This window comes from Halomicrobium sp. HArcht3-1, from assembly GCF_058933345.1.
The window spans coordinates 1-22753 of sequence record NZ_JBZYDM010000010.1 but is presented as its reverse complement, the minus strand read 5'-3'; the positions used below and the strand labels follow the sequence as shown (position 1 = coordinate 22753).

The 22753-nt window shown below is 57.6% G+C and carries 20 protein-coding genes; 5 read left to right on the top strand and 15 right to left on the bottom strand.

Translation table 11 applies throughout. The annotated features are described in order from the left end of the window. Window positions 1-143 precede the first annotated feature (143 nt). The 13 genes from AC5FRW_RS15660 to AC5FRW_RS15600 all read right to left on the bottom strand — a co-directional run bounded on the left by AC5FRW_RS15660 (window position 144) and on the right by AC5FRW_RS15600 (window position 13688). Window positions 144-2189, bottom strand: a complete 2046-nt coding sequence (locus AC5FRW_RS15660) for a VirB4 family type IV secretion system protein (protein ID WP_493569405.1) — start codon at window positions 2187-2189, stop codon at window positions 144-146. Then, window positions 2186-3202, bottom strand: coding sequence for a TraC-like domain-containing protein (locus tag AC5FRW_RS15655; RefSeq protein WP_493569404.1), 1017 nt, complete (start codon window positions 3200-3202; stop codon window positions 2186-2188). Before AC5FRW_RS15655 ends, AC5FRW_RS15660 begins: the two co-directional genes overlap by 4 nt. Before the next feature lie 2 nt (window positions 3203-3204). Next, a complete protein-coding gene (locus AC5FRW_RS15650; RefSeq protein ID WP_493569403.1) occupies window positions 3205-4476 on the bottom strand; it encodes a TrbL/VirB6 family protein in 1272 nt (423 codons plus the stop codon). Between the two features lie 40 nt (window positions 4477-4516). Further along, entirely contained in the window at window positions 4517-6235 is a 1719-nt protein-coding gene (locus AC5FRW_RS15645) for a DUF8186 domain-containing protein (RefSeq protein ID WP_493569402.1), read from the bottom strand. A gap of 2 nt (window positions 6236-6237) precedes the next feature. Beyond that, complete coding sequence (locus AC5FRW_RS15640; protein WP_493569401.1) at window positions 6238-6483, bottom strand: hypothetical protein; 246 nt, start codon at window positions 6481-6483, stop codon at window positions 6238-6240. Window positions 6484-7031: 548 nt separating this feature from the next. After that, a complete protein-coding gene (locus tag AC5FRW_RS15635) occupies window positions 7032-8129 on the bottom strand; it encodes a transcription initiation factor IIB (protein ID WP_493569400.1) in 1098 nt (365 codons plus the stop codon). A gap of 34 nt (window positions 8130-8163) precedes the next feature. Then, window positions 8164-9420, bottom strand: a complete 1257-nt coding sequence (locus tag AC5FRW_RS15630) for an RNA-guided endonuclease InsQ/TnpB family protein (protein ID WP_493569399.1) — start codon at window positions 9418-9420, stop codon at window positions 8164-8166. Between the two features lie 465 nt (window positions 9421-9885). Beyond that, window positions 9886-10266 carry an HVO_A0114 family putative DNA-binding protein gene (locus AC5FRW_RS15625; RefSeq protein ID WP_493569398.1) on the bottom strand — a complete coding sequence of 127 codons (381 nt, stop codon included), beginning with the start codon at window positions 10264-10266 and terminating at the stop codon, window positions 9886-9888. Window positions 10267-10327: 61 nt separating this feature from the next. Next, window positions 10328-10627 carry a toxin-antitoxin system TumE family protein gene (locus tag AC5FRW_RS15620; RefSeq protein ID WP_493569397.1) on the bottom strand — a complete coding sequence of 100 codons (300 nt, stop codon included), beginning with the start codon at window positions 10625-10627 and terminating at the stop codon, window positions 10328-10330. Between the two features lie 54 nt (window positions 10628-10681). After that, entirely contained in the window at window positions 10682-11137 is a 456-nt protein-coding gene (locus AC5FRW_RS15615; protein WP_493569396.1) for an SWIM zinc finger family protein, read from the bottom strand. Between the two features lie 74 nt (window positions 11138-11211). Continuing rightward, the gene (locus AC5FRW_RS15610) at window positions 11212-11382 is read right to left on the bottom strand and encodes a hypothetical protein (protein ID WP_493569395.1); all 171 of its coding nucleotides are present in this window, start codon (window positions 11380-11382) and stop codon (window positions 11212-11214) included. A 48-nt stretch (window positions 11383-11430) separates the two neighbouring features. Next, window positions 11431-12048 (bottom strand): DUF6735 family protein, encoded by a 618-nt coding sequence (locus AC5FRW_RS15605; RefSeq protein ID WP_493569394.1) that lies wholly within the window; start codon window positions 12046-12048, stop codon window positions 11431-11433. A gap of 797 nt (window positions 12049-12845) precedes the next feature. After that, on the bottom strand, window positions 12846-13688 hold the full coding sequence (locus AC5FRW_RS15600) for a DNA-binding protein (protein WP_493569393.1): 843 nt from the start codon (window positions 13686-13688) through the stop codon (window positions 12846-12848). Between the two features lie 448 nt (window positions 13689-14136). On the opposite strand from AC5FRW_RS15600, the gene AC5FRW_RS15595 reads away from it, so the two are divergent. Next, on the top strand, window positions 14137-14598 hold the full coding sequence (locus AC5FRW_RS15595) for a VOC family protein (protein WP_493569392.1): 462 nt from the start codon (window positions 14137-14139) through the stop codon (window positions 14596-14598). A gap of 135 nt (window positions 14599-14733) precedes the next feature. Here the strand turns inward: AC5FRW_RS15595 and AC5FRW_RS15590 are convergent, their stop codons facing one another. Then, window positions 14734-15879 (bottom strand): Fic family protein, encoded by a 1146-nt coding sequence (locus tag AC5FRW_RS15590; RefSeq protein ID WP_493569391.1) that lies wholly within the window; start codon window positions 15877-15879, stop codon window positions 14734-14736. 362 nt (window positions 15880-16241) lie between these two features. On the opposite strand from AC5FRW_RS15590, the gene AC5FRW_RS15585 reads away from it, so the two are divergent. The 4 genes from AC5FRW_RS15585 to AC5FRW_RS15570 all read left to right on the top strand — a co-directional run bounded on the left by AC5FRW_RS15585 (window position 16242) and on the right by AC5FRW_RS15570 (window position 19895). Next, window positions 16242-16652: a hypothetical protein gene (locus tag AC5FRW_RS15585; protein ID WP_493569390.1), complete on the top strand. Its 411-nt coding sequence runs from the start codon at window positions 16242-16244 to the stop codon at window positions 16650-16652. Between the two features lie 2 nt (window positions 16653-16654). Next, window positions 16655-17215 (top strand): hypothetical protein, encoded by a 561-nt coding sequence (locus AC5FRW_RS15580; RefSeq protein ID WP_493569389.1) that lies wholly within the window; start codon window positions 16655-16657, stop codon window positions 17213-17215. A 325-nt stretch (window positions 17216-17540) separates the two neighbouring features. After that, window positions 17541-18323: a hypothetical protein gene (locus AC5FRW_RS15575; protein WP_493569388.1), complete on the top strand. Its 783-nt coding sequence runs from the start codon at window positions 17541-17543 to the stop codon at window positions 18321-18323. Window positions 18324-18686: 363 nt separating this feature from the next. Further along, on the top strand, window positions 18687-19895 hold the full coding sequence (locus tag AC5FRW_RS15570; protein ID WP_493569387.1) for an orc1/cdc6 family replication initiation protein: 1209 nt from the start codon (window positions 18687-18689) through the stop codon (window positions 19893-19895). An 884-nt stretch (window positions 19896-20779) separates the two neighbouring features. Here AC5FRW_RS15570 and AC5FRW_RS15565 read toward each other — a convergent pair. Then, window positions 20780-22054 carry an RNA-guided endonuclease TnpB family protein gene (locus tag AC5FRW_RS15565; RefSeq protein ID WP_493569386.1) on the bottom strand — a complete coding sequence of 425 codons (1275 nt, stop codon included), beginning with the start codon at window positions 22052-22054 and terminating at the stop codon, window positions 20780-20782. Window positions 22055-22753 lie beyond the last annotated feature (699 nt).

The window sequence follows — 22753 nt, the reverse complement described above, 5'->3', positions numbered from 1 at the left end:
CGGACTGCGAGTTCGACCAAGAAGGGGCTAGAACCGCTCCGAAGCTGGATTCGACCCAAATTAACCAACAAACGTCTCTTAGATACAATTTGTTGGTTAACAACCACCCTGATCAACAATCCAAATTCCGAAAAATGATTTCTTCACTTGTCTCTGCCATCGATCGCACTCACCTCGTACTCACTCGCCCGTACTCGCAACGGGAACCATCCCTCTTCGTCAATTCCGAGCAACGCCTCTGAGTAGCCATCCTCGTCGTTCCCGGCCTTCGCCGTTCGAACCCAGTTCACCTCGCGCTCGCTCAAATCGAACCATTCGACCAACTTCTCGGCTTCCTCATTCACCCGATGGATAACTGTCATCGAACACAAACTCGCGATCGTCCGTGTCTCGGGCGTCAGCGCGAACTCGCCGCCAGTCTGTGTGATGAAATGCAGCGAGAGATCGTAGTGTCGCGAATGTCGAACAGCCGTCTCCAGGAAGGACAGCGAAGTCGCATCGTGCATCAGATAGTGGGCTTCGTCGATGGCGAAGACGACCTTCTTGTCCGTCTGCTTGGCGCGTTCATACACCGCATTGAACAACACCTGCATCATCAGGCTCGTCTCACCACGACCGCGTGCGCCTTCCTCCTGATGGAGATCGAGGTAGACCACGCGCGAGTCGAGGTCAAACTCGGTCTCGCGAGCGAGGTTCGCGAGGTCACCGTCCGCCCGGAACGACGGTCGTAAATCTTTCAGCAGTGATTGAGCATCATCTCGAACACTGTCCTGTTCACCACTGGTCGCATACCCGAACGTCGCAGGTTCTTCGAGCAGCGACTCCAGCACCGAAATCACGTCCGTAATCGTCGGCGACGGATTCGAATGCGTACTCGGATCGCGCGTAATCCCTTTCCGATCGTAGGCTTCCTGCACCGATCGACGGAGCGTCTGTTTTCGATCGGCCAGTGGATTGTTCGCGACGCTGTCGAAGAACGTCTCGAAGAAGGCCATCGACCGTGAGAGTTGCTCGGCCCACGGGTCGAGGTCCGGGACCGAATCCAGAATTCCGGGCGGCGTTGGCTGCAAGTCGAGTGGGTTCAATCCCCGTGTCCCACCGACAGTGATGCGCTCGCCACCGAGTGCATCGTTCACTCCGGCGAAACCCTGCAGTGGATCGAGCATGATGATCACGGTGTCGGGATCGTACATCCGTCGACGGACAAGCTGGAGTTTCGTCGAAAATGACTTGCCAGCGCCGAGTTTCCCGATCACCATCGTGCAGTAGCCCGTCTCGCGAGCGAAGCGATCGAGAATCAACGGACTCTCGTTCAGTGCGTAGGTTCCGTATTCGATGCCGGGTTCTGCGAATGCACCGGAGACAAAGGGGAACATCGCACCCACCGCTCCCGAGAGCATCGGCGTTCGTGTCGAGAGTGAGTGCTCTAATTTGTTGAGCCCGATCGGACTGCCCGAAATCAGGGTATCCAGTTGCTGCCAGCGCGGTGTGACCGGGACGAGATTTGCGGGTGGCTGTCTGGCCGTCTTTCTGACAGCGTTATCCGAGAGTGACTGCTCGTCGCCAGCACGACTCGTGAGATACGTTGCAACATCGAACGCTCGCGTCGAACTGTTCCGAAGTGAATCGTACAGGTCTCGATAGTCTTCAAGATCTTTCTGGAGTCCGCGCGCACTGGCGCGGCGCTTCTCCGCTAAGTACTCCACGTCGGCTTCGAGTTCCTCGATCTGATTTTCCAGCGCATCGAGTGTCGCCGTCGTCTCGCGCGGGTCGATGTGAATCGAGATGTCGCTCTGTTTCGTTTCAGGAGCGGCGTACAGTCGTTCGAGAAACCCATCGCTGGGCGTCTCTGGATACTCGGCGATCCAGCGTGACCGTATCGAGTGCTGGGCGAGACTGACATGCTGGGGATGTTCTTCGATGCCCGATGGCGCGAGAAGTGTGCGATGAATCTCCTCGGGTGTGGGAAGCGACTCACTCGCAGGATCGTACGTCACGGTGATGTCTTTGGTCTTTGATTCTGAGTCCGCACGATCAAGAGTGGCTGCGCTCTGATCATCATCGGCATCCGGTCGCGACCCACCAGCGTTCCTCGACGGCCGACCTGGCCGTTCGTGCACCCCGCCAGCGTCTTCAGTATCGGAGACAGCACTGGCAAGGCCAAGCGACGTGAGTAGACGACCGATCATGCAGAGGTCTCCCCGACGACTGGTTGAGTTCGAGTCAGCCTGTCGAGTGTCTTGGGAGCGTACTCTTCGTTCGTCCAGAACCGTCCGAGAACGGCCAGACATTCCTCGCCATGTAGACGAGTCGTGCCACAGCCCTCGATCTCCCGTAGCCCACCTTCGAGCCGGCGCAGTCGACTATCGAGTTCCTCGAACATCGCCTGCTGTTCGTCGAGTACGCGCGGGGCGAACCATGCACTGATGAGTGTGCCAATGACTGGGATTCTGGTTAGTTGTTGAAGCAGACTCTCGCGGTCGAACTGGATCTCTGCGGGAGTGACCGGGACAATGACGTAGTGGTCACGGATCGTCATCTGGCGACTTGCCACGTCGTCGACATACCACGACCGATAGGCGTCGATGAGCCGGGCGAGTTTCGGATTATTCTTGACATCCGGATCGTCGAGCCGATCCTCGTAGTGTGCGAGATACTCCTCGACTGGGAATTCTTGCGTGGTCGAGTACAGTTGGATGGGAAACTCGACCGTCGAGTTGAGGACGCTGCTGAAGGCATTGGCTCGCTGGTGCCACTCTTCGTCAGTCGCAAGCGCCATCGTCGGTGGATCGACCTGAATCATCCCGACGAATGCACCATCCGTCCGTTCGATTGCGTCGTGTTCGGAGTGGAGTCGTTCGAGCTGCGTGTATTGGGTGGCCTCCTCGAAGGTGTGCTCAGTCGAACGCTGAAGCCAGCCCGCGTAGGTCGTGATCCATTCGAGACTGGTCGTATAGTCGGGCGTGAGCCAGACAAACAGTGCCCCGATGGCAACTGCACCGATCGCGAGGGGGATCGCCAGCGTCTCGGCCGTGTAGCCAGCGACCGAAAACGAGGCCGGAACGACCATCTGGATCGTCAAGAGGACCAACACGGCAGGAAAGAGTGCAACTGCCGCGTCGGTAATCGTATAGTTCCCAACGAGCGTGGGATCGGTGCCGATGAACTTCGGAATTCGTTTTTCGGGATCTCGATGTGCCATAGTCAGTTGATGTAGCGTGGTCGGTCGTCAGGATCGTAGGGCGGTTCGTCCGCGTCGTCACCCTCGGAGGGAGTGTCGTTTCCACGGTTGCGAAGTGTCGAGAAGTCGCTCTGACGAGTGGCTCTAGACGGGGCTGCATCGTTCTTCGACGTCGATGGACCGTCGTGATCGTCACCAGCCCCACCACTCGACGCGGCGTCGCCAGTCCGTTCGGTAATCCGGTCACGGAGCGAGACGCTCGTCTCTCGGAGTTTCGTTCCCGCTGCGTGGGCGCGAGAGTTTCCAGAGCCAAGGACGGCCTGTCCATCGCGTTTCACTGCGGCATCCCCACGGGCACCGCGAGTGAAGTTCTGGCCGCCGTGCGCGGTCGTCTGAGCTCCTGCACTGGCTTTCGCCACACGATTTTGAGCCTGCCGACCGGACGCGTGATGGCCGGCGCGCTCGCCGAAGACGAAGATCGCCCCGGCCTGCCAGAACAACAGCAATGGCGAAACGACGGCAACGAAAGGGATAATCAGCGCAACGACCCAGGCGAGCATCCCATCGAGTGAGAGTGAGAAGCTCTCACCGAGCAGCGCACCCAGTCGGAACAGGAGTGCAACCGGAATCGTCATGAACAGGAAGGGTGCGTAGAATCCGGCAAGACGTTGCATGAACCGCGAGACGAGCGAGAACGGGCCGACGCCGGGAATCCAGAAGACGATCAGCAGCGGCATCAGGAGGACGAAGAGGTACAACATCACGTGGCGCGTGAAGTAGATCAACGCAATGAGGACGAACAGGATCAGGTCGACCGTCAGCGACACAAGTAGTCCAAGGAGACCAATCACACCGAAGGAGGTGATCTCGAACAGCGAGACCGTCGCGAGATCAGGGACAAGATATCTGCCCAGACCGTCGATCAGCCTGAGCGAGAACGCAGCGATCCACCACCACGACAGGATGCCGAGCAACCCCGAGAACGCCCGTCGCTTGAGATTCGTCGTGTGATAGCTACTGAACAGTCCACTGGTCGACTCGAAGAAGATCACCAACCCGATCGAGAGGCCGTACAGGAAGAGGGTGAGTGGGATGAGCCCCTCCCAGTAGTACTCGTAGATCTGGGGCCACGCCCCGTTTGTGGGTGTGCCAAAGACCGTATCCGGTGCGGGCGTGCTGACGACCGCCTCGATGACTTCCGATCCCTCGTTCTGAATGACCTGCTCGATTGGTTCGAACAGTCCACGGAGCCAATCCGAGAGTGCCTCGGGAATAATGTCGCCAAGGGCCTGCATCACGGCCCACCTCGTCGCCGCTGGGAACGGGATGAGTGAGTCATCTCAGCCTCCACGGTGGCCAGACGCCCCACCCAGTAAGACGGTCGATCAGGAAGACACCAATGGCGAATAGACCGACCGGGACAGCGAAGCGAAACAGCGTTTCGAGGAATTCGAGCACACTGTTTTCGAGTCGAAGCGTCGTCTGTGAGCCAATGTAGCCGGGATTGCGTCCCCACCAATCATCTGGATAGTAACGGGCACTGACCGACCCACCCGTCTGATCGAGCGTGACCGTGGCAGTCCCGTTGGCACTGGTGTTGATGCGCTCGCCGGCCACGTGGACGTAGCCAGACTGATTGGCCGTCTCGATTGGACGACCGGTGGTGGCGTCGGTAAGAGTGATGCGAACCCGACGGGTGTCGTTTCCTGAGTCGTTCAGTGCCGTGAGTATAATCGTACTCTCGTTGATCGGGATCGGTTCGAACGACGAGAGCGAGCGACGGTGTTCGACGCCGCGTACCAGTCCGCGGGCGATGATGCTCTCCGGTGACGTATTCGACTGATCGTCTGTCGTTGCTGTGTCTGCAGACCACCGTGTTGCCAGTCCGAACGTCGCAGTGTACGGTTCCTCGACAACATCGAGTGCAACCGTTGGTGGGAGATCAGGCGGTGTCCGTTGCCCACCAAAACCCTCGACGATGCTCACTGACTGACGTGGCCCAGCCGTTGGACCGGTCTCCATCGGAAAGGCATGGACAGTGAGTGGATGGACCGGGGAATGGACTCGCGTAGCACTCGACCCAGAGTGTTCGATCAGCGTATCGAAGCGTGGATCTCTCGCCGTGTAAAAACGCCAGACACCGTTGACCGACCCGCGCGAGTTCTGACGCTCGAAGCCCGCCCACGGTTCACTCGTGTAGGCGACGATTGCCCGGTCGCCGTCGGGATACCTGCCAACATAGCCAGAAACCCCGATCTCGTGGAGATGGACAGCGACGGTATCGTGAACATCGACCGAGTCGGTCGTCGTTCGAGTCGATCGACGCCAGCCCGTACAGCCAGTCGTGTTATTATATCGTGTACAGACGCTGCGTTCACGCACCCACGTGACCTCGATCGTGGATTCGAGTCGGATCGTCGTCTCTACTGTTGGGAGCGATTGTACGTCCTCACGACTGTATGCGAGTGTTGGCGTGTGCGATCCCTCGCCAGTGTCGACGCGTTCGCCGCCGACGTAGAGGCGCGTCTCGGTGATTGCGGCCTCGCTCACCCAGCGCGTGATCGTCAGGTTCTCTCCTGTCGGCGTGTCTCTTTCGGGGAGTGCAATTCGATAGTCGACGAATCCTGCAATGTCGCCACGCCGCCCGACGTACAGCGGCGTCTGTCCAGCTTGAGCGTGGACCCGTGTCGATGGACGGAGGGCCGTAATCGTCGCGTGAGCATCACGGATCACACCACTGTTCGAGGTGGTCGCATTCGTCGGGACGAGCGAGCGATCGAGACCACTGTCTGGAAACGACGAGAGTTCGCCATCGTTCCACGCCTCGACTGCTTCAGGTGGGGCGTCGAACGGAATGTCCGTCTGGGTCCCAAGCGTCACCAGTGCATCCTCATCCGTCGAATGTCCTGCATCGCCATCGAGTGACCACAGCGTTGCGAACGTCGAGTTGTTGATCCCATGATCTGGTTCTGCTGGGGGATGAGCACTGACCGGTATCGAGAGGGCAGCCAGTGCGAGGAGTGCAAGCCAGCCGAAGGCAACACCACGGCCCACACTTAGAACCCGCAGCTCGTCCCGCCAGCGACGACGTTGTTGAGGATGAATCCGAGGATCGTCGTCGCAAGCGGTGCGACGATGACACCCCAGATGACGCCCTGATTGCGGGCCTCTTTGAGTTCTTTCTTCACGTCGGCTCGGCGGATCGTTGGGATCGCAACCGTGGCACCAAGCGCGAGCACACCGCCAACGAGCGGGCCGCCAAACTGGATGACGGTGAAGAGATTTTGGATGGTGAGTGCCATCGATGAGGCACAGAAGGCTTCACCGACACCACCGTCTGTGTGCGAGTCTGCAAGCGTTGGCTCGACGGCGATGGTCCCGAGTACGAGAAGACCGATTGAGAGCGAAAGAAGCCAACGTCGCAGAGCGTTGGCCTCAAAGAGGGAAGTAATCGAGCGTCGATTCGAATCGCCAGCGTTTGAACTGTCAATTTGCATGATTGAGGGAGCGTAGCCACTCAGAGTGACCACCGCAACCCAACGACGACCACCGAGCAGCCCTCACTCGAACCAGTGAGGAAGCAGCGTATAAGCGTTCGTATTTCCTTTAAAAACGCCACATATAGAGGAATTTCTTGGCCAATTGCGTGTTTATTCGCAGTGTATATGATGAGCAACTGAATATGTCATGGATTGTCGTAGATGATGCTCACGAATCGAGATTGAAGACAACGACATCGCAGGGACCACAGTACGGGCACTCGTTGCCTTCTCGGTCGAGTGTCATTCCACACCAACGACATTCGTACAGCACGCCTGAGCGCCGCAAGCATGACCAGGGCCACATTGCACTACACCACCGCAAGCAATTCGTCTTGGCGTTTCCGGAGCGTCACGATCGACACGTCTGCAACGTCTGCGATGTCCGCTTGGGTGACCCGGATGTCGCGTTCCTGTGTGGCGATATACAGGGTTGCAGCTGTGAGACCAGCTGGATGACGACCGTTGTCTAATCCTTCATCTATGGCTCGTTCAGCGAGCCTTCGTGCCCGTCGACGCACGACCTGTGGAAGTTCGAGTTCATCGCCGAATTTCGGAATGAGATCCTGCGGTGTCTGGATCGCTGTTTCGAGCCCGAGTTCGACGTTCAGGACTGAATTCGCGTTCGTGAGGGTTTGTTCATCACATCGAGCAACGTCAGCGATTTCGGCGGTGGAGTATGGGATCGACCGACATCGACACACGGCATACACACTCCCTGCTGCAAATCCTTCGAGAGACCGTCCGACGAAGAGGTCTCGATCCTGCGCTTGCCTGAACAACGAGGAGGCGAACTCGGTCGTCTCGCGTGTAAGTTCCAACGCCGAGACGAGACGGGCGATCTCTGTACAACCGAAGGCGAGGTTTCGCTCTGCTTTCGACTGGAAGCGTGCTCTGCTGTGCTCACGTCGCAGCCTGTGTAACTGTCGGCGCTTCTTTTCGGGAAGGACCTGCTGTTCCCCGTCTCGCCACCGACCGATCTGACTGGAGAGACCGCGGTCGTGTCGTGCGTTTGTGAGTGGTGCGCCCGTCCGTTCTCGATTGGGTCCATCCTCGAAGGTCCGTGGTTCGAAGTCGTGGGCGATGCCGTAGCCGTCGATGACGAGCCCACACGTTCGACAGGTGCGTTCACCACCATCGGTTTGGATCTCGCCGTCACATTCCGGGCAGGTACCGCTGCATTGGTTGGAAGTCTCTTCGTCGAAGCCACTCGCGTATGGAGTTGTAGTCATAATCGATTCGAGGCATCTGGTGTGACGCCCCGCACCCCTCTGGGGGGCGATAAAACTGCGGGAGCGGTGGTTGTAGCTCAGTGGATTCGAAAAGCTGTCGAGGTTAATTCTCCGCTTCGGAGAGAACTTTCGAATAAAGGTCGTCCGAGATCCAGAACCCAGCCTCGCGGAGCGCATCGAGTTCTGCGTCAACTACCCCACCCTACTTCGTTCACCCTGATGGGTTCGCTCGTGGAGGGTGGGGCTTGTCCATGAACTCGGCCTCGAACCCGTCCGGGTGGGCGGTAAATCCGCCACTCGGCGTCACAGTTCCAGACTTCAGGGCAAGCTGACTGTCGCCCGTCCGCCGAGACGACTGTTGGCCCCGACGGACGTACCGCATCCCGATGTTCTTCGCCGCATTGTAGTCCGCGTTCGCTTCCGACTCACACTTCACGCACCGGAAGTCGCTGCGAGTCGCGCGATTCTCGTCTGCCGTAAAGCCACACTCGGCGCACCGTTTCGACGTGTACGCCGAACCAACTTGCTTCACCGAGATGCCGACCGCTTCGGCTTTGTATTCTACCTGCTCGTACAGCGTTCGGAACGCCCACTTGTGACCCCACGACGAACTCGTGCGGTCGCGGATGTGGGTCAGGTCCTCAAACGCGATCACGTCACAGTCGTATCGCAGTGCTTCCTCTACGATGGCGTTCGACGCTCGGTGAAGCACGTCACGAACGTATCGTAGTTCGCGTCCACTCGATTGTTCGAGGGTTCTGTGGGCACTTCGCGTGCTCGTCTGTTGGAGTCCTGCACGGACTTTCTCGAACTCGCGAAGGTCGTGGGAGAGTTCGCGCCCGTTGATGAACCGGGCGGTGCTGGTGACAGCGAGGTTTTCGATACCGAGGTCGACCCCGAGGACCGTTCCGTCCTCGGCGGTGTTGCGCTCGGTATCGGTCTTGTGACGGCGGAAGCCGATGTGCAAAAAGTAGTCGCCGTCGCGGGCGGTGAGCGTGCTTTCGGTGACGCCCCATTCGTCTGAGTCAAGGTACTGTCGTTGGTAGCCATCGTCGGCGTCGGGGAGTGCAAGTTCACACCGGACGCGACTCTCCGTGGTGGAGAGCGACACCGTGTCGTCGTCGAACAGGGTCATGGTCCGGGTGTCGTATTTCACCGTCGGTGCGGTGAAAGTGGGCTTGCTGACCGTCTTGCCGTTCGAACGGCGTTCGAGACAGCCGGTGATGGTTTGTGCGGCTTGGTGAGTAGCGAGAATCGCGTGCTGACTCCCGAGATCGGTTTCCTCGCGCACAGTGTCGTAGGCGAGGGGTTGTACGTCGCTCTTGGCGTTGCACTTGCCCCACGCCATGTCGGTGGCGAGTTGGCAACCACGCTTCCACTCGGAGATGGTTTCCTCAAGCAACTCGCGTTGCTCGCTATCTACCGCGAGGCGGGTGATTGCCGTCCGACGCACGTAGTCGTCTGCCACATATTCAATGTGGATGGATTGCTACTTATAGACCGGTGTTTGTGACAGATACGAACGCGCTCCTCCCCTCCCTACTCGTTCCAGACAGTCGCTCCTTGAGGAAGGGGACTCCGCGCTACCGCGTCAGTTGAGTGTTTGGCTGGTCTGTGTCGTCGTGCCGTGCGTTTGTCAGAGGAGCGCCCGTCCGTTCACGATTCGGCCCGTCCTCGAACGATCTCGGTTCGAAGTCATGCACGATCCCGTAGCCGTCGATAACGAGTCCACAGGACCGGCAGGTTCGTTCACCCCCTTCGCTTTCGACCTCACCGTCGCATTCGGGACAGGAGCCACTGCAGTTGTTGGATATCGGTTCGTCGAAGCCACTCGCGTATGGAGTTGTAGCCATGATCGATTTCGGGGCATCTTTCGGGACGCCCCACACCCCTCTGGGGGACAATGACACACGCGGGAGCGGTGGCTGCGTGGTCAAGCTGTCGCTGGACCGGATCGTTCGTTGTTGATGAGGTCAAGGTCGATTTCGAGCCCGTCGTAGGGGAACTGTGGCTTCTTTGCAGTCCCCGAATCCGACTCGATCCACTCGATAACACCCAATTCGGCGAGCTCACTCAGCTGTCGGTGGACTGTTTTGTAATCCCGGTCAACGAGTTCGGCTGCTGCAGAGATACTCGCTGGTTCGTGTGTCGCGATTGCCTCCAGAAGTTCTATTCGTTGCTCACTCAGCACGTCGAACAGTTCGCTGTAGGACGCAAAGCGTAGTTCGGGTTGTGCCTCGTCGAGCTCTTCGGGACCAGTCCCCGATTCGATGGCTGCGAGGCGGTCATGCGTTCGCTCGGCCAGTTCGTCCATGGTACCGACCGTAATTTTGAGTTTGGTCATAGATTCCTCCGTTCGATGGCACCCCGAGACATCACTGCGGGAAATCCTCGAAGTCAGCGCGGACCGCTTCGAGGAATTGCTCGTACAGCGCTGTCATGCCGGGGAAGTCGACCGCTTCGACAGCATCACCAGTATGCTTCTCGTGGCCTTTCGTCTTCTCGTGGGCGTTGTCGTATCGCAGGATCGTCTCTCCATCGAGCGACCCGTAGTGGAGCGCGTAGCGCCAACCACTGGGATATGTGTCAACGTCATCGGTGGTGCCGATGGTGACGTTGACGATCTTTCGATCTTCCGTGTACGACCAGTCTTCGACCAGGTGGTAGGGTGCCATCCCTAGCTATGGTTTCGATGCCATAGGTCAAAAGAGTATGGGACCAATGCCATATCATTCGAAGTCGTATCTTCCGACACGATAGCACTCCCAGCAGGGAAACTCGTCGGGAAGCCCGTCACAATCACAGTCCTCAACATCGTCAGCGTCGTCCTTGATAACCGTCCCATCGGGATCTAACGCCTCACGTTGCCCTTCGTCTGGCACTGAGCCACCGTCTGCAACCAATTTCGCGTCACTAGCGAAGTCGAGAATTGGTCGGCGCATCGCCACCGCGACCCGGTGCTTGCAGGCGTTGATGTAGTGCTCGTCTGCGGGGCAGGTACACGAGACTGGAAGGCCGTCGTCGATCACGACGAGATACTCGTGGTTCTCAGGATCGGTGTAGTTCCCGTTGCGAACGAGGACATTCGTCTCGAAGAGTTCGAACGTCAGGGCTTCGTACTGGGCGCGTTTCAGAATGCGAGTCGGTGCGTCAAGGAAATCGAGTGGATGCTCAGGTTCAGTCATAGCGAAGTGCGAGGGGAGTGCCCCCGCACCCCTCAGGGGGCGATAAAATGCGTCGGCGTGGCTGTCGTCAGCTCCTACCGTCGCCACGTCCGAGGCACGTATCCCTGCTCTTCGACAAGATCAGCATAGTCACGAAGGATCGAGATGAGTGCGAGTTCAGGGACACCATCTTCGGCAGTGGCGACGAGGAATGCTTGGAGTTGCTGTTCGGCGTCGACGAGTTCTGCAAGTTCGTTCTCGGGCATAATCGTGAGGGCAATGAATGCGCCCTCGCCCGTCGGGGCGCAATAGAACTACGGCTGTGCTGGCCGGGTGACGTGGAGTTCCTGATCACGAGTCCAGGCTCTGAGCTTCTGGATCATGTATCTCGTCGCGCTTTCTTGGTCGAAGACACCGCGGTCAAGCATATCGCCCGTGCAGTCTTTCAGCGCCTTACAACGACCGCGCATGACGCCATCGCCGACGGGAACACCCTCGTACCACCGAACGGTGTAGTACGCGCCATTGCCGATCGTTGGTGCTTCGTCGATGGTATCCGCATCCTGTGTGAGCCCGAGCCAGCACGTTCGATAGGGTGTGACCTCGAACGATTCCGAGACGACGTAGAACGCCTCATGATGAAGATAATCCAGTGTCGTGAAGGCGATGTCGTCGAGCGTGATCGCGACCTCTAGTGGGTCGAGGTCGATCGGGCAATCGTTCGTCGGCGGTGCAAGTGAAGTGGAGTCACGAGGAATGTCGAGTAGTTCTTCGAAGTATGCTTGAATTTCCTTCGAAGGTGTATGGCCGCCAAAGGGAGTTTCCGTAGACAATTTATCTGTGAGTTTGAGATTCATGCCACCCCAGTGTGAGTAGTGGCAGTTGTACAGTCCATCCGATCGTTCGTAGGCAACGAGTGCTCTGTGTCCCATTAGTTATGTGCGGGGGTTCCCCCGCACCCTTCTGGGGGTGATAAAATGCAGTGACGTTGGCATACTCAGCTAAAAGAATGTTCCGCGAGCAGCAGAGGTGGTCCGAAGCACTACACCCACCCTTGTTGTCGACAGGATAGCTACGGCTGTGAGTAAGTACGATCCGTGGATATGCAACGCAGTGTTGCGTGAAGGTGCGGATGTGACGCCTGAATCAGCTTTAGAGTGGCACTCGCGAGAGACACTCAGGATGACGCCGTCGTAGGTGAAGTGTCAGCACGTGACGGCGACAGTGTAGTTTGACAGAGACCTCGTTTTCGTCGACCCCCCAAGGGGTGACACAGAACTGGGGGGTCGATGACAACATACGTCATAATCCAAGCTTATTAGCCCCTATAGTCCTCAAATCTGGCATGGTTTCAGAAGGACCCTTGTTGGGTTGAAGCCAACCCGATCTGAGGTGTGGGGGCAGTCCTGAGCGAGTTTCAGAAGGACCCTTGTTGGGTTGAAGCGCTCGGTCAATAGAGCGCGTTGAAGCGTTTTTGAGGGTTTTCAGAAGGGCCTTTGTTGGGTTGAAGCGAATTCTCTGAGAGTGAACAGGGCGCCCTCCTGGATTCAGAAGATCCTCGCACAGTTGAATTCCGCCCATTCAGTAGATGACTCAGTACACTCCAAGAAAATGGCGCGCGATGAATCGCCACCGTATGGCGAGAACGCGCGAGGGGCGTTCGAACGGAGTGAGGACGACGGCTGGGGAGGGGCTGGCATACAATAAAAAAGGAATGCCAGTGACTATCCTACCACCACTGCTCGCGATCTTCGAATCTAACCTCTGACCAGCCAGTCAGTGCGACTGAACACCGACCTTCGTACCAGCTCTTGGCGACATCTCGAAGCACGACCTCGTCTCCCTTCTCGACCAGCGGCGCGTCCGACCGAACCCAACTCGTGAATTTCGTCCGGCCACTCTCATCTGCAATCAACCCGACCTGCTGAATCGCTGGGTGCTTGGGTTCCCATAGTACCTCAACGACCCCGCTAATGCTCACCTCGCCTCTCGGAACGTCCTCGATACGATCGATCGGCACGACCGCCCCTTCGCTCATCCACTCTGCCTCCATCATCTCGACCGACGCATCCACGATATCTGCTCCTCGTCCAACCCTCTCAGCTAATCGCCGACTGATCGCCGCCGTCGTCGGACCGCCTTTCAACCGCTCATTGATCCGCACTGCCTGTCTGTTCACGCCCGCCAATTCCTCTCGACCCATCTCTGCCCGAGGATCCACCGCATCTGGATCGCGCCACTGATCCACGCTCGCTGCTCGCTTCTCGAACGTCCGTCCTCGTTCTCGACTTCCCGCCTCAGCCACGTCTCGCGTCCGTGCTTCCCGATCACTTTCTTGGCGCCGATCCCACCGCACTCTCGTTCGCCCGAGTTCCATCTCTCTCGCCTCCAGTTTCTCCTCTGCCTCCATCGTCAATCCTCGCCCAGCCGCCTCGTGGTGATTCGTATCGACCTTTCCCTGAATCTCCTGTTCGACCGACCCTCGGAGTTCGGGCCCATCCGCGACCTCAAACTCGTCAACCGTCTGTTCATCATGCGAAACTTCATATCGAATCGAGTGCTCAATGCTCATTGCCGTAATATCCTGAAGGCGCCTACTCAGCGTCTTCACAACTTCACGACTCTCCAGCCGTGGCTCTCCTCAAACGACGACAACTCTACGCGCGCTGCTCGCGCCTTCGTCCCGCGCCCCTGGCGCGGGCAGCGCGCACGTTCGGGCCACCCAACCAGCAGCGCGCGCTGGGCGGGCCGGCCGAGTGGCCACGGGAGTTAGTCTGACGCGCCCGAGCGAAGCGACGGGCCGTCCGACTAACCTCGTGGCTCCGAAGAGCGTGAGCGACGCGTGCGACGAACGCAGTGAGGCGCAGGTCGCACGCGGCGAAGCCAAGTGCGAGTCGGCCCGCTTCGAAGCGAGCGGTGCGTGCCACTGACCGATACCCAATCGTCCCTCGCTCAGATAACGAGTGCCCACCATTCGGGCCCGCTGAAATCTACATCCCTCTAGAGGCCCACCCATCAATATGAGCGATTCAGCTGAGTCCCGTGCTCGCCTCGTCGGAATCAACCACGTCGCCCTCGAAGTCGGCGACATCGAGGATGCACTGGATTTCTACGGGGACATATTCGACGTCGAGTTGCGTGGCCGGGGCGAGGCCAGTGCGTTCATCGACATGGGTGATCAATTCATCGCCCTCTCAGAGACAGACGAGGTGACGGATGATGACCGACATCGTCACTTTGGCCTTGTCGTCGACGACGCAACTGCGGTCGAGGAACGCCTCAAAGAGCTCGACATCAAGGTGCTTTCAGGACGAGGGCTGGACTTCCGCGATCCGTGGGGCAATCGAATCCAGATCGTCGCCTACGAAGACATCCAATACACCAAGCCAGACCACGTCCTCCGTGCTATGGGCCTAGAAGAGATAGAGAAGACGGCAGACGCAATCGCAGAACTCGAAGCAAAAGGAATGGCACCCGAATAGCCCTCACGACCGATCCCTGGTGGATGAACGGGCGAGGCCCGCTCGCGTTCGTTGTCGCTCGTCGCCCCCTCTCGAACAGAGTGAGAGATGTCGACGAGCGGCCGCGAGCGGACCGAGGGCGTTCCAAAGTGTGCCCTACGCCAGAATATCAAACACCTCGACTGCTTTGTACTCCTTCCCGCGTTCTTTGCCGGTCACTTCCTCGATGAGACCATCCGCTTCGAGATCCTCGACGATCTTGTACGCGGTTCGGCGTGAGACATCGAGATAGTCCACGAGATCCGGTGCCGTGAAATAGGGGTACTGAAGCAACTGTCGAGCGAACTGGTCCGTATTGGTGCTGCCAGGGTACTCCTTCTCGTAGCGCTCCTGGAGTTCACGAAGTTGATGGGTACGATCGTACGATGTCGCAGCCTGGCTTCGCAGTCCTTCGAGGAAGAACGTGAGCCACTCGTCCCACGCACCGTCCTCACTCACCGCACGCATTCGCTCGACGTACTCAACTTTGTGGCGATTGAAGTATGCACTCGGGTAGATGTAGGGACTTTCGAGGTAGCCCTCGCTCGCCAGATAGAGAATGATGAGTAATCGGCCGAGGCGACCGTTTCCATCCGAGAAGGGATGCACCGTCTCGAAAAAATAGTGGATGATGGCAGCGTCGACGAGTGGATGGTACTGCCCACCCATCTGAATGTACGACTCAAGCGATCGCATGAGCGCAGTGAGTCCCTCTGGGGTCGGTGGAACGAACGGACGCTGTCCAGGCTGTGGGCTCGTGAGGTGGACCATATGGTCGCGGAAGTCTCCGACGACATCACCCTCGTTGCGAACATCCTCGAGCAACATCGAATGGAGTTCTTTGATCAGCGAGAGCGTTATTGCCTCGCCCTGCTCGATGTTGTCGAGCCCATACGTGAGCGCAGTCTCGTAATTGAGTGCCTCTCGCAGATCTTTCTCGATGTTCGCCCCACCATCGCCTGATGGGTGTTTTGTATGGTACGCCTCGACGTCTTGATATGCAACCTCTGCCCCTTCGATCTGTGCGGATTCGACAGCTTCGATGCGAATGAGGGAGGTATACAGTACTGTCGCGAAGTCGACCGTCGAGCTAATCCCTTCAATGCGACCGATTTGATACGCGGCATCGGCCACCAGATCGCGCGTCTGGTCGGCGATGTCGAGCGTCGGCTCGACTGGAAGCGCCTCGGGTGAATAGTACGGGTGGGGATGATACGGGACGTATTTTCCCGGTGCACGATCGGGGAGCTCGTGAGAGGGCATTGTGATAGCACGACCATCGCCACCCACAAGTATAGTTGTTTTTATAGTGAGTATACGTACCGGGCGTGTGAGGACGCTTTGTTCATATTGAGCGTGGATAGTATACTTGTGGACTTTGGCACCCGACCCTCCGTGTAGCACATTTATCTACTATTATACCAGTGGCAGAGATTCCGAAGCTGCTGAGTCAGGATCGTGCTGCTGTTGCATGTCGCCAATTCGATGGGCTCGATAACCGAACCCTGGTAGATGAACGGGCGAGCGGACCGAGGGCGTTCGAGTTGGAGACACCCACACCACCATGTCCGCTGTAAACCAAACGCCGACGGCATTAACTATGTGTAGAACCTACACATAGAGTGATGGCTGAAGAAAAAACACGCGTCGATTTCAACGCGCCGAAATCCCTCGTCGACCGTGCCGACAGTGTTGTCGAGGTCCTCGATATCTCTCGGACGCGCCTCCTCATCGACGCCCTCGAAGACGAACTCGAAGCCCTCGCAGACGACGAGGAGTTCCGTCGTCGCCTCAGCGATGCATACTACGACGATCGTGTCGAGTACGACACCGTCGAGGCAGTCCTCGGTCGTGAGGAAGCGATGCGAATGAAGCTCCTCAAGTCGTCGATCGATCGGACACCTGCTGAGCCACGACTCGAGGACAACCTCCCGAGCGACGAGTCTTTCTACGACGGTGCGGTCCCCGAATGGACGGACCCGTCGTCTAAGTCTGCGTCTGAGTCTGCATCTGACAATACGGAGTCGGACACCTGAGGATGTCGGACCAAGCCGTCGCCGTCGTCGACACCAACGTATTATTGAATCTCGCCACGCCGGTCGTCGACGGGCGTGAAAAAGCCCCCACTGGGGCAGACCCACTCAAAGCACTGCTCACCACATACGACGTTCACATCCCCGCAAGCGTCCTCGGAGAGTGTACTGAAGCGACAGGAGATAACGATCTTCTCGCAGCAGCTGCCGATCTCGTGTTGCAGGCAGCACACCACCTGACGACCCACAATGTCTCCGGCCAAACTGATGACCCACTCGCCTACGGACTCGATCGGGGAGAATCTGAGGGCATCTGGCTGGCAAACGAATTGGAGGCCGATCTCTTCCTGACAGACGAGTTCAACACGACCAACTACCTGTTCGTCACGCTCGCTCTCGACGACCGGAACAGCCTCTTTACCACACCGCATATTCTCTGTACGCTCGCGACCCACGAAATCCTCCCTCCTGAATACGTCGAGTCTGCACTGTCATATTACGTGGAGACCAAGGGATGGGACGAGCAGTACGTCTCCCAGTTGCGCCAGCACTCTCTCGGTGACTGATCGAATGGCTCTGAGCAGTGCCCCAACAACCACATCCTGGTGGATGAACGGGCGAGGACCACTCGCGCCCGGTGTTGCTCGTGGACCCCTCTCGAACGAAGTGAGAGATGTCTGCGAGCGACCGTATGCGGACCGAGGGCGTTCGAGGGATCCTCGTAATTCACCACGGTCAGTGACGGCCAGCCGTGAGACGCACTGCAGAAACGACACCAGCACGTCTGCTCACCAAAGTCGCACCACCTGTACACGACTCGGAATCACCCTGTCATCAACTGGCCGGAAGACTATCCACCCCACTACTGCCTCAAGAGAGCAGATGCCGCCGATGCCTGCAGCGACGAAAGAGACGCTCAGACGGGAAATTCACGGTCTACGGGTCTTCAACGATCGACGGTGTGATTACTGTGGCGACCACTTCGAGATCGACGACCCCCTCCAGTACGACGTTCTTCGCGTGGGAGATATGCCGAATCTGAAGGACTTGCACGATCCGCCACTGACGTGGCTCCCCGACGCAGCCAGATGCAAGCACTGCGAAATCGACACGATCGAGCCAACCACGGATGGCTTCGACGAAGCGCTGGTCAGACTCAGGGTGAACGACTCGAACGGCGTGTTGAGTGTTGATACGACGACGCTCACCGTGCTCGATTTCTCACCGGACGGCGACGGCTATTACCCCCCATTGATGAATCCGGATCTGGTCGTACAGCAACAGGATATCGGACTGATCCGGTGGATCCGGGTCAAGCAAATCCTCGCACTCTGGGAAGACAACGAGGCACTCGAGGTCATTCGAAAGTGTGTTGCACGATCGAAAGAGATCCCACCAGGGCTCGACCGAGAGTGGCTGTGCACGCAGAGCCAGCCGCGCCCCTTACGCGAAACTGGAGAGCAGGACACACACGAGACCGAACGGCGAAAGACTGGAGTCGTGATGTTTCGGACACCCACGCCCTGGTGGATGAACAGGCGAGACCGCTCGTGCCCGGTGTCGCTCGCAGGCCCCTCTCGAACGAAAGATGTGGAGCAGGCCGCGAGCGGCCCGAAGGCGTTTGAGGGCGAGACCTCCACCCCACTGGTTCCGCTGATAGGAGGATTCGATTAGATCCCCAATCCAGAGACACCCACACCCCACCCTGTCCGCTGTTCTTCTGGGACACCCACCCCACCGGTTCCACTGTTAGCTCCGGAGACAAAGGCCTATGCTGAAAGAGATGCCAACACTCCCACCCCACTGGTTCCGCTGTTAGGAAGAACAGGGACCGATCACAACACACACCCACCCCACTGCTTCCGCTGTTAGCCACAGCAATAGGCCACCCGTCTCCAGCTCTTCGCTTGCGTTCAATATCTACCCCACCCTTCCTCTAACAGCGGAAGTCGTGGTGTCCGTCGTATTTAAATAGAACCCAACAGCGGAAACAACGGAACCGCTAGTTATATAATTCCCTCATGCTTCGATTCGCATATGTCCGATCTCACGTTCTCACCCTCTTCGTCTATCTTCGAGCAGCGAGAAGCACTCCTCGAAGAATGGACGCCTGATGAACTCGTTGGCCGCGATACAGAGCTACAGCGCTATCACGCTGCCCTCCAGCCCGTGATCAACAACGAGACACCATCGAACATCTTCCTCTACGGAAAGAGCGGCGTCGGCAAGACAGCGGCCACCCGACATATCCTCCATGCACTCGAACGAGACTCGGAATCCGTCGAGGAACTCGACCTACACACCATCGAGATCAACTGCGACGGTCTGAACTCCAGCTATCAGGTGGCTGTCTCACTCGTCAACGAACTCCGTGATCCACGAAGCCAGATTTCGAATACGGGGTATCCACAGGCCTCGGTCTATCAGTTCCTCTTCGAAGAACTAGACAAGATCGGTGGGACAGTCCTGATCGTCCTCGACGAGGTGGACCACATCCAGGACGACTCCTTACTCTATAAACTTCCACGAGCGCGCTCGAACGGGGACATCTCTGCAGTGAAACTCGGCGTGATCGGGATCTCGAATGATCTCGACTTCCGAAACCAACTGTCCTCGAAAGTCAGGTCGAGCCTCTGTGAGAAGGAGGTCTCCTTTTCGGCATACGACGCTGCAGAACTTCGCCTCGTGCTCGAACAACGTGAGAGTGTGGCGTTCAAAGATAATGTCCTCGAAAACGGAGTCATTGCGATGTGTGCAGCCTACGGCGCAAAAGACTCTGGTGACGCTCGCCAAGCACTCGATCTCTTGCTCGAAGCCGGCGATCTCGCCCGAGAGCGAAACGATGCCTCTGTGACTGAAGCACACGTCAGAGAAGCCCGACAGCGTCTCCAGACCGACCAGGTGGTCGAAGGGATTCGAAACTACTCCGACCACGGCCAGTTCGTCCTGTATGCACTCACGGTGCTGGGAAAGCGAGAAGAAACACCTGCGCGGACGAAAGACGTTCTCAAGACCTACAAACAGATCGTAACCGAAGAGGGTCTGGATCCAGTCTCTGAACGGTCAGTCCGAGATTACCTCAGAGAACTCGAGCAGTTAGGAATCATCTCCTCGACGGAGTACAACAAGGGGAAAGGTGGTGGGAAGTTCAAGGAGTACGAGCTTGAACAATCCATCTCGTCGATCGAAGATGGGCTCACAGAGTTTCTTGAATCGACACCAGAGCTGGTTGGCACGGGGCAGTGACTCCACCACGATTGCACTGACTCCCTGCAGAAGCTAACAGCGGAAGCAGTGGTGTCTCTGTGGAGAGATCGAGGATGTCGGAGGAGGAAAAGTCTGGAACGTCGGAAACGTGGGGTGGGGATCGAATATTCTGAAGGGGTACTTCTTGATCGCTAACAGCGGAAGCGGTGGGGTGGGTGTCATTCGAGAAAGCTAGATAGCAGTCTGAGCCACCGAGAGGTACACCCGAAAACAGCTAAATCAGATCCTCAGACATAGATTTACAGCGGAAATAGTGGGGTCCCTTCTGCGATCAGAACTGCAGACATAGTGGTGTGTGGGTGTCTCAGCAAGAGCAGCGGACAGAGTGGGATCGGTGGTTCTCGAGGTTACCGTCTTTCCAATTTGCTAACAGCAGAAGCGGTGGGGTGGGTGTGGTATCTCGGGAGAGACAATCCTTACGTCGCCAATAGCGGAACTGGTAGTGTGGATGGTGAGTTGTGAGAGCGTGATTCTCTTTGAGCTAACAGCGGAAGCGGTGGGGTGGTTGTGTGAAAAGAGCTGCGGACATGGTGGTGTGAGTGTCTCAGCAGAATGTCGGAAACGTGGGGTAGATCACCGAACGTTCTGAGGGTACTTCGTGATCGCTAACAGCGGAAGTGGTGGGGTGGGTGCCATCCATATCATGGTACCTGAGTTAAAGAGAAAGTCCAAAAGACAGCTCTAAGAAACTCTAAGAGAACGATTTACAGCGGAAACAGTGGGGTCACTCTTGGAAAAAGAACTGCGGACAGAGTGGTGTGGGTGAGATGTCCCAAGCAAATAGAGACCCCAGTGCAAGAACAGCGGACGTGACATCCTCCCGGTCGTAAACGACGGGGCTTCCTACACGGTAGGAATGCCAGTTAATCGTCGCTGGCAGAGGGGTCCGACTCTCGAAACGATGTGAGTGTCATCTGCGAGGGTATCTCGCTCTGCTCACACAGAGTCGTGGCGGTGTCACAACCGCTCCCGTCCTGTGGCGAGTCATTGCCTCCCCGTTTCACTGGTAGGCTCTCTCCCCACGGGTTGACGCGCCGTGCGATATTCGCACTCGCGTTAATATCCGCTTGAAACGTCGATACGTGGCACTCTGGGTTCTTGCACTTGAACTCGGCCTGCCGAGGCCGATACCCGATATGCTTGCATGAGTGGCACGTCTTCGAGGTGTACTGCGGGTGGACGTACCGAACCGGAATCCCCGCGTCCTTCGCCTTGTCTTCGATTCGTCCCTGTAACCGAGCGAAGGCCCACGAGTGCAGGCGTCGGTTCATGTATTTCCCGTAGTCCAGTGACTCTCGGATGTACGCCAAGTCCTCCATCACGATGACGGGATTCTCGAACTGTTTGGCGTACTCCACAGACTCACGAGACGCCTTCTCGATAATGTCTGTGAGTCGGTTCTGGTAATACGAGAATCGTTCTTCGATACGCCACGTGGAAGCATCCCGCTGTTGAAGACGTTTGAGCGTCGTGTGCGTCTCTTTTCGGAGTCGCTTGGCTTCTTTCCCATCGATCAGCAACGGGTCCGTGGGAGTGTCGTGTTGGAGGGCACAGCCCGTGACCAACATCGACTCGCCAATATCGAATCCAACCTGAGTCGGATTCTCGGGTAGTTTGGAGGTGTCCTCGACTTCGTACTCGATAGTGACGTGGAGTGTCCACGTCTTCCGGTGTCTCTGCAATCGAAGTTCGCCCACCTTCGTATTCGACTCGTCATCGAGCAGGTCGTCCCACGACTCTTCTTGATCAGGATTCAGCCGGAGTGGAATCCAGAAGTTGGTTCCGCGACCGGGTTGTGGAACATTCCAACAGATTTCGTACTCACGCGAGGAGTCACGGTCGAACTTCCCGGCTCGATTCACGAATCGGAGCGGATGTTCGTCGTCCAACTCTGTAGCGTTGTACGTGGTGTGGAGTTTGGGGACGTAGGATTTGAGGGCATCTTTCGCTTGGTACGGCAGGTTGTACGGCGTCACCACGTCGTTCGTAGCACTCATCGTATCGCAGTCTTGCTCGAAGGCGTCGTCGAGTGCGTCACGGTACTCAGACAGCGTTTGCTGGAGGCGTTGCTCTTTGCACCGCGTGGGTGGTGCGAACGTGGCTTCCAGCGTCTTATTCGCCGTCTGGGTCGTTGACATCGTAGCCTTCGGATTCGAGTGCTTTGCGGAGTAGTTCGGGGTACGCTCGTGAGTGGCGTATTCCGTGGTCGCGGGCATATTCCTTCACGGCTTCGTGAAGTGGCCCGCCTCGCTCCATATCGAAGTCAGCTCTCATCCGCCTAAACGTAAGAAGTAGCGTACGTTAAAGATGACGGTCGGCATTCGGGGCGAGCGTTAGAACGGGGTTCGTTCAGTAGTTGTCGGATTCCCTCCTTGCAGGAAGATGGGCGTGCGGAGGCCGTCGAAGACTGACAAGGAAAACCAGCGAGTCTGCCTTTACGATTCGTCTGGACCCAGCACACCAGCGTAGGTGCAAATGTACAGGTCTTTTCGTGTTCGAGGGCCCGTTCCATCGTCGCCGAGTCTTGGCCCAGTAGCGATAATCGAATCTCTTCAGTCGCGTTCGCTTCAAACGTGCGCATCATCCCAGTGTGTTAAAGCATTTCATGCGCGAGGTCTGTAGACAACGCTGCCATCTCCGGGCCGCTTTCGCCGAGGCGAGCGCCAACTTAGAGTACGACAGAAAGCCTCCTATGAGAATTCTCACCAATCTGCTCTGTTGAATCCGGAGACAGCGAGGGGATAGCGTCGCTCTGAAGGTGGAAGCGAAGCGGAAAGAGTGAATGTGACTAGAGTACTCTTCCGCTTCGTTAAACAAGCCGCATCGCTGGCTCAAAA

What these genes read in the sequence shown, in the direction of transcription:
- AC5FRW_RS15660 (WP_493569405.1), bottom strand. Translation starts at nt 2,189, where the DNA reads ATGATCGGTCGTCTACTCACGTCGCTTGGCCTTGCCAGTGCTGTCTCC.
- AC5FRW_RS15655 (WP_493569404.1), bottom strand. Translation starts at nt 3,202, where the DNA reads ATGGCACATCGAGATCCCGAAAAACGAATTCCGAAGTTCATCGGCACC.
- AC5FRW_RS15650 (WP_493569403.1), bottom strand. Translation starts at nt 4,476, where the DNA reads ATGCAGGCCCTTGGCGACATTATTCCCGAGGCACTCTCGGATTGGCTC.
- AC5FRW_RS15640 (WP_493569401.1), bottom strand. Translation starts at nt 6,483, where the DNA reads ATGGCACTCACCATCCAAAATCTCTTCACCGTCATCCAGTTTGGCGGC.
- AC5FRW_RS15635 (WP_493569400.1), bottom strand. Translation starts at nt 8,129, where the DNA reads ATGCGCTCCGCGAGGCTGGGTTCTGGATCTCGGACGACCTTTATTCGA.
- AC5FRW_RS15625 (WP_493569398.1), bottom strand. Translation starts at nt 10,266, where the DNA reads ATGGACGAACTGGCCGAGCGAACGCATGACCGCCTCGCAGCCATCGAA.
- AC5FRW_RS15620 (WP_493569397.1), bottom strand. Translation starts at nt 10,627, where the DNA reads ATGGCACCCTACCACCTGGTCGAAGACTGGTCGTACACGGAAGATCGA.
- AC5FRW_RS15615 (WP_493569396.1), bottom strand. Translation starts at nt 11,137, where the DNA reads ATGACTGAACCTGAGCATCCACTCGATTTCCTTGACGCACCGACTCGC.
- AC5FRW_RS15610 (WP_493569395.1), bottom strand. Translation starts at nt 11,382, where the DNA reads ATGCCCGAGAACGAACTTGCAGAACTCGTCGACGCCGAACAGCAACTC.
- AC5FRW_RS15605 (WP_493569394.1), bottom strand. Translation starts at nt 12,048, where the DNA reads ATGGGACACAGAGCACTCGTTGCCTACGAACGATCGGATGGACTGTAC.
- AC5FRW_RS15600 (WP_493569393.1), bottom strand. Translation starts at nt 13,688, where the DNA reads ATGAGCATTGAGCACTCGATTCGATATGAAGTTTCGCATGATGAACAG.
- AC5FRW_RS15595 (WP_493569392.1), top strand. Translation starts at nt 14,137, where the DNA reads ATGAGCGATTCAGCTGAGTCCCGTGCTCGCCTCGTCGGAATCAACCAC.
- AC5FRW_RS15590 (WP_493569391.1), bottom strand. Translation starts at nt 15,879, where the DNA reads ATGCCCTCTCACGAGCTCCCCGATCGTGCACCGGGAAAATACGTCCCG.
- AC5FRW_RS15585 (WP_493569390.1), top strand. Translation starts at nt 16,242, where the DNA reads ATGGCTGAAGAAAAAACACGCGTCGATTTCAACGCGCCGAAATCCCTC.
- AC5FRW_RS15580 (WP_493569389.1), top strand. Translation starts at nt 16,655, where the DNA reads ATGTCGGACCAAGCCGTCGCCGTCGTCGACACCAACGTATTATTGAAT.
- AC5FRW_RS15575 (WP_493569388.1), top strand. Translation starts at nt 17,541, where the DNA reads ATGCCTGCAGCGACGAAAGAGACGCTCAGACGGGAAATTCACGGTCTA.
- AC5FRW_RS15570 (WP_493569387.1), top strand. Translation starts at nt 18,687, where the DNA reads ATGTCCGATCTCACGTTCTCACCCTCTTCGTCTATCTTCGAGCAGCGA.
- AC5FRW_RS15565 (WP_493569386.1), bottom strand. Translation starts at nt 22,054, where the DNA reads ATGTCAACGACCCAGACGGCGAATAAGACGCTGGAAGCCACGTTCGCA.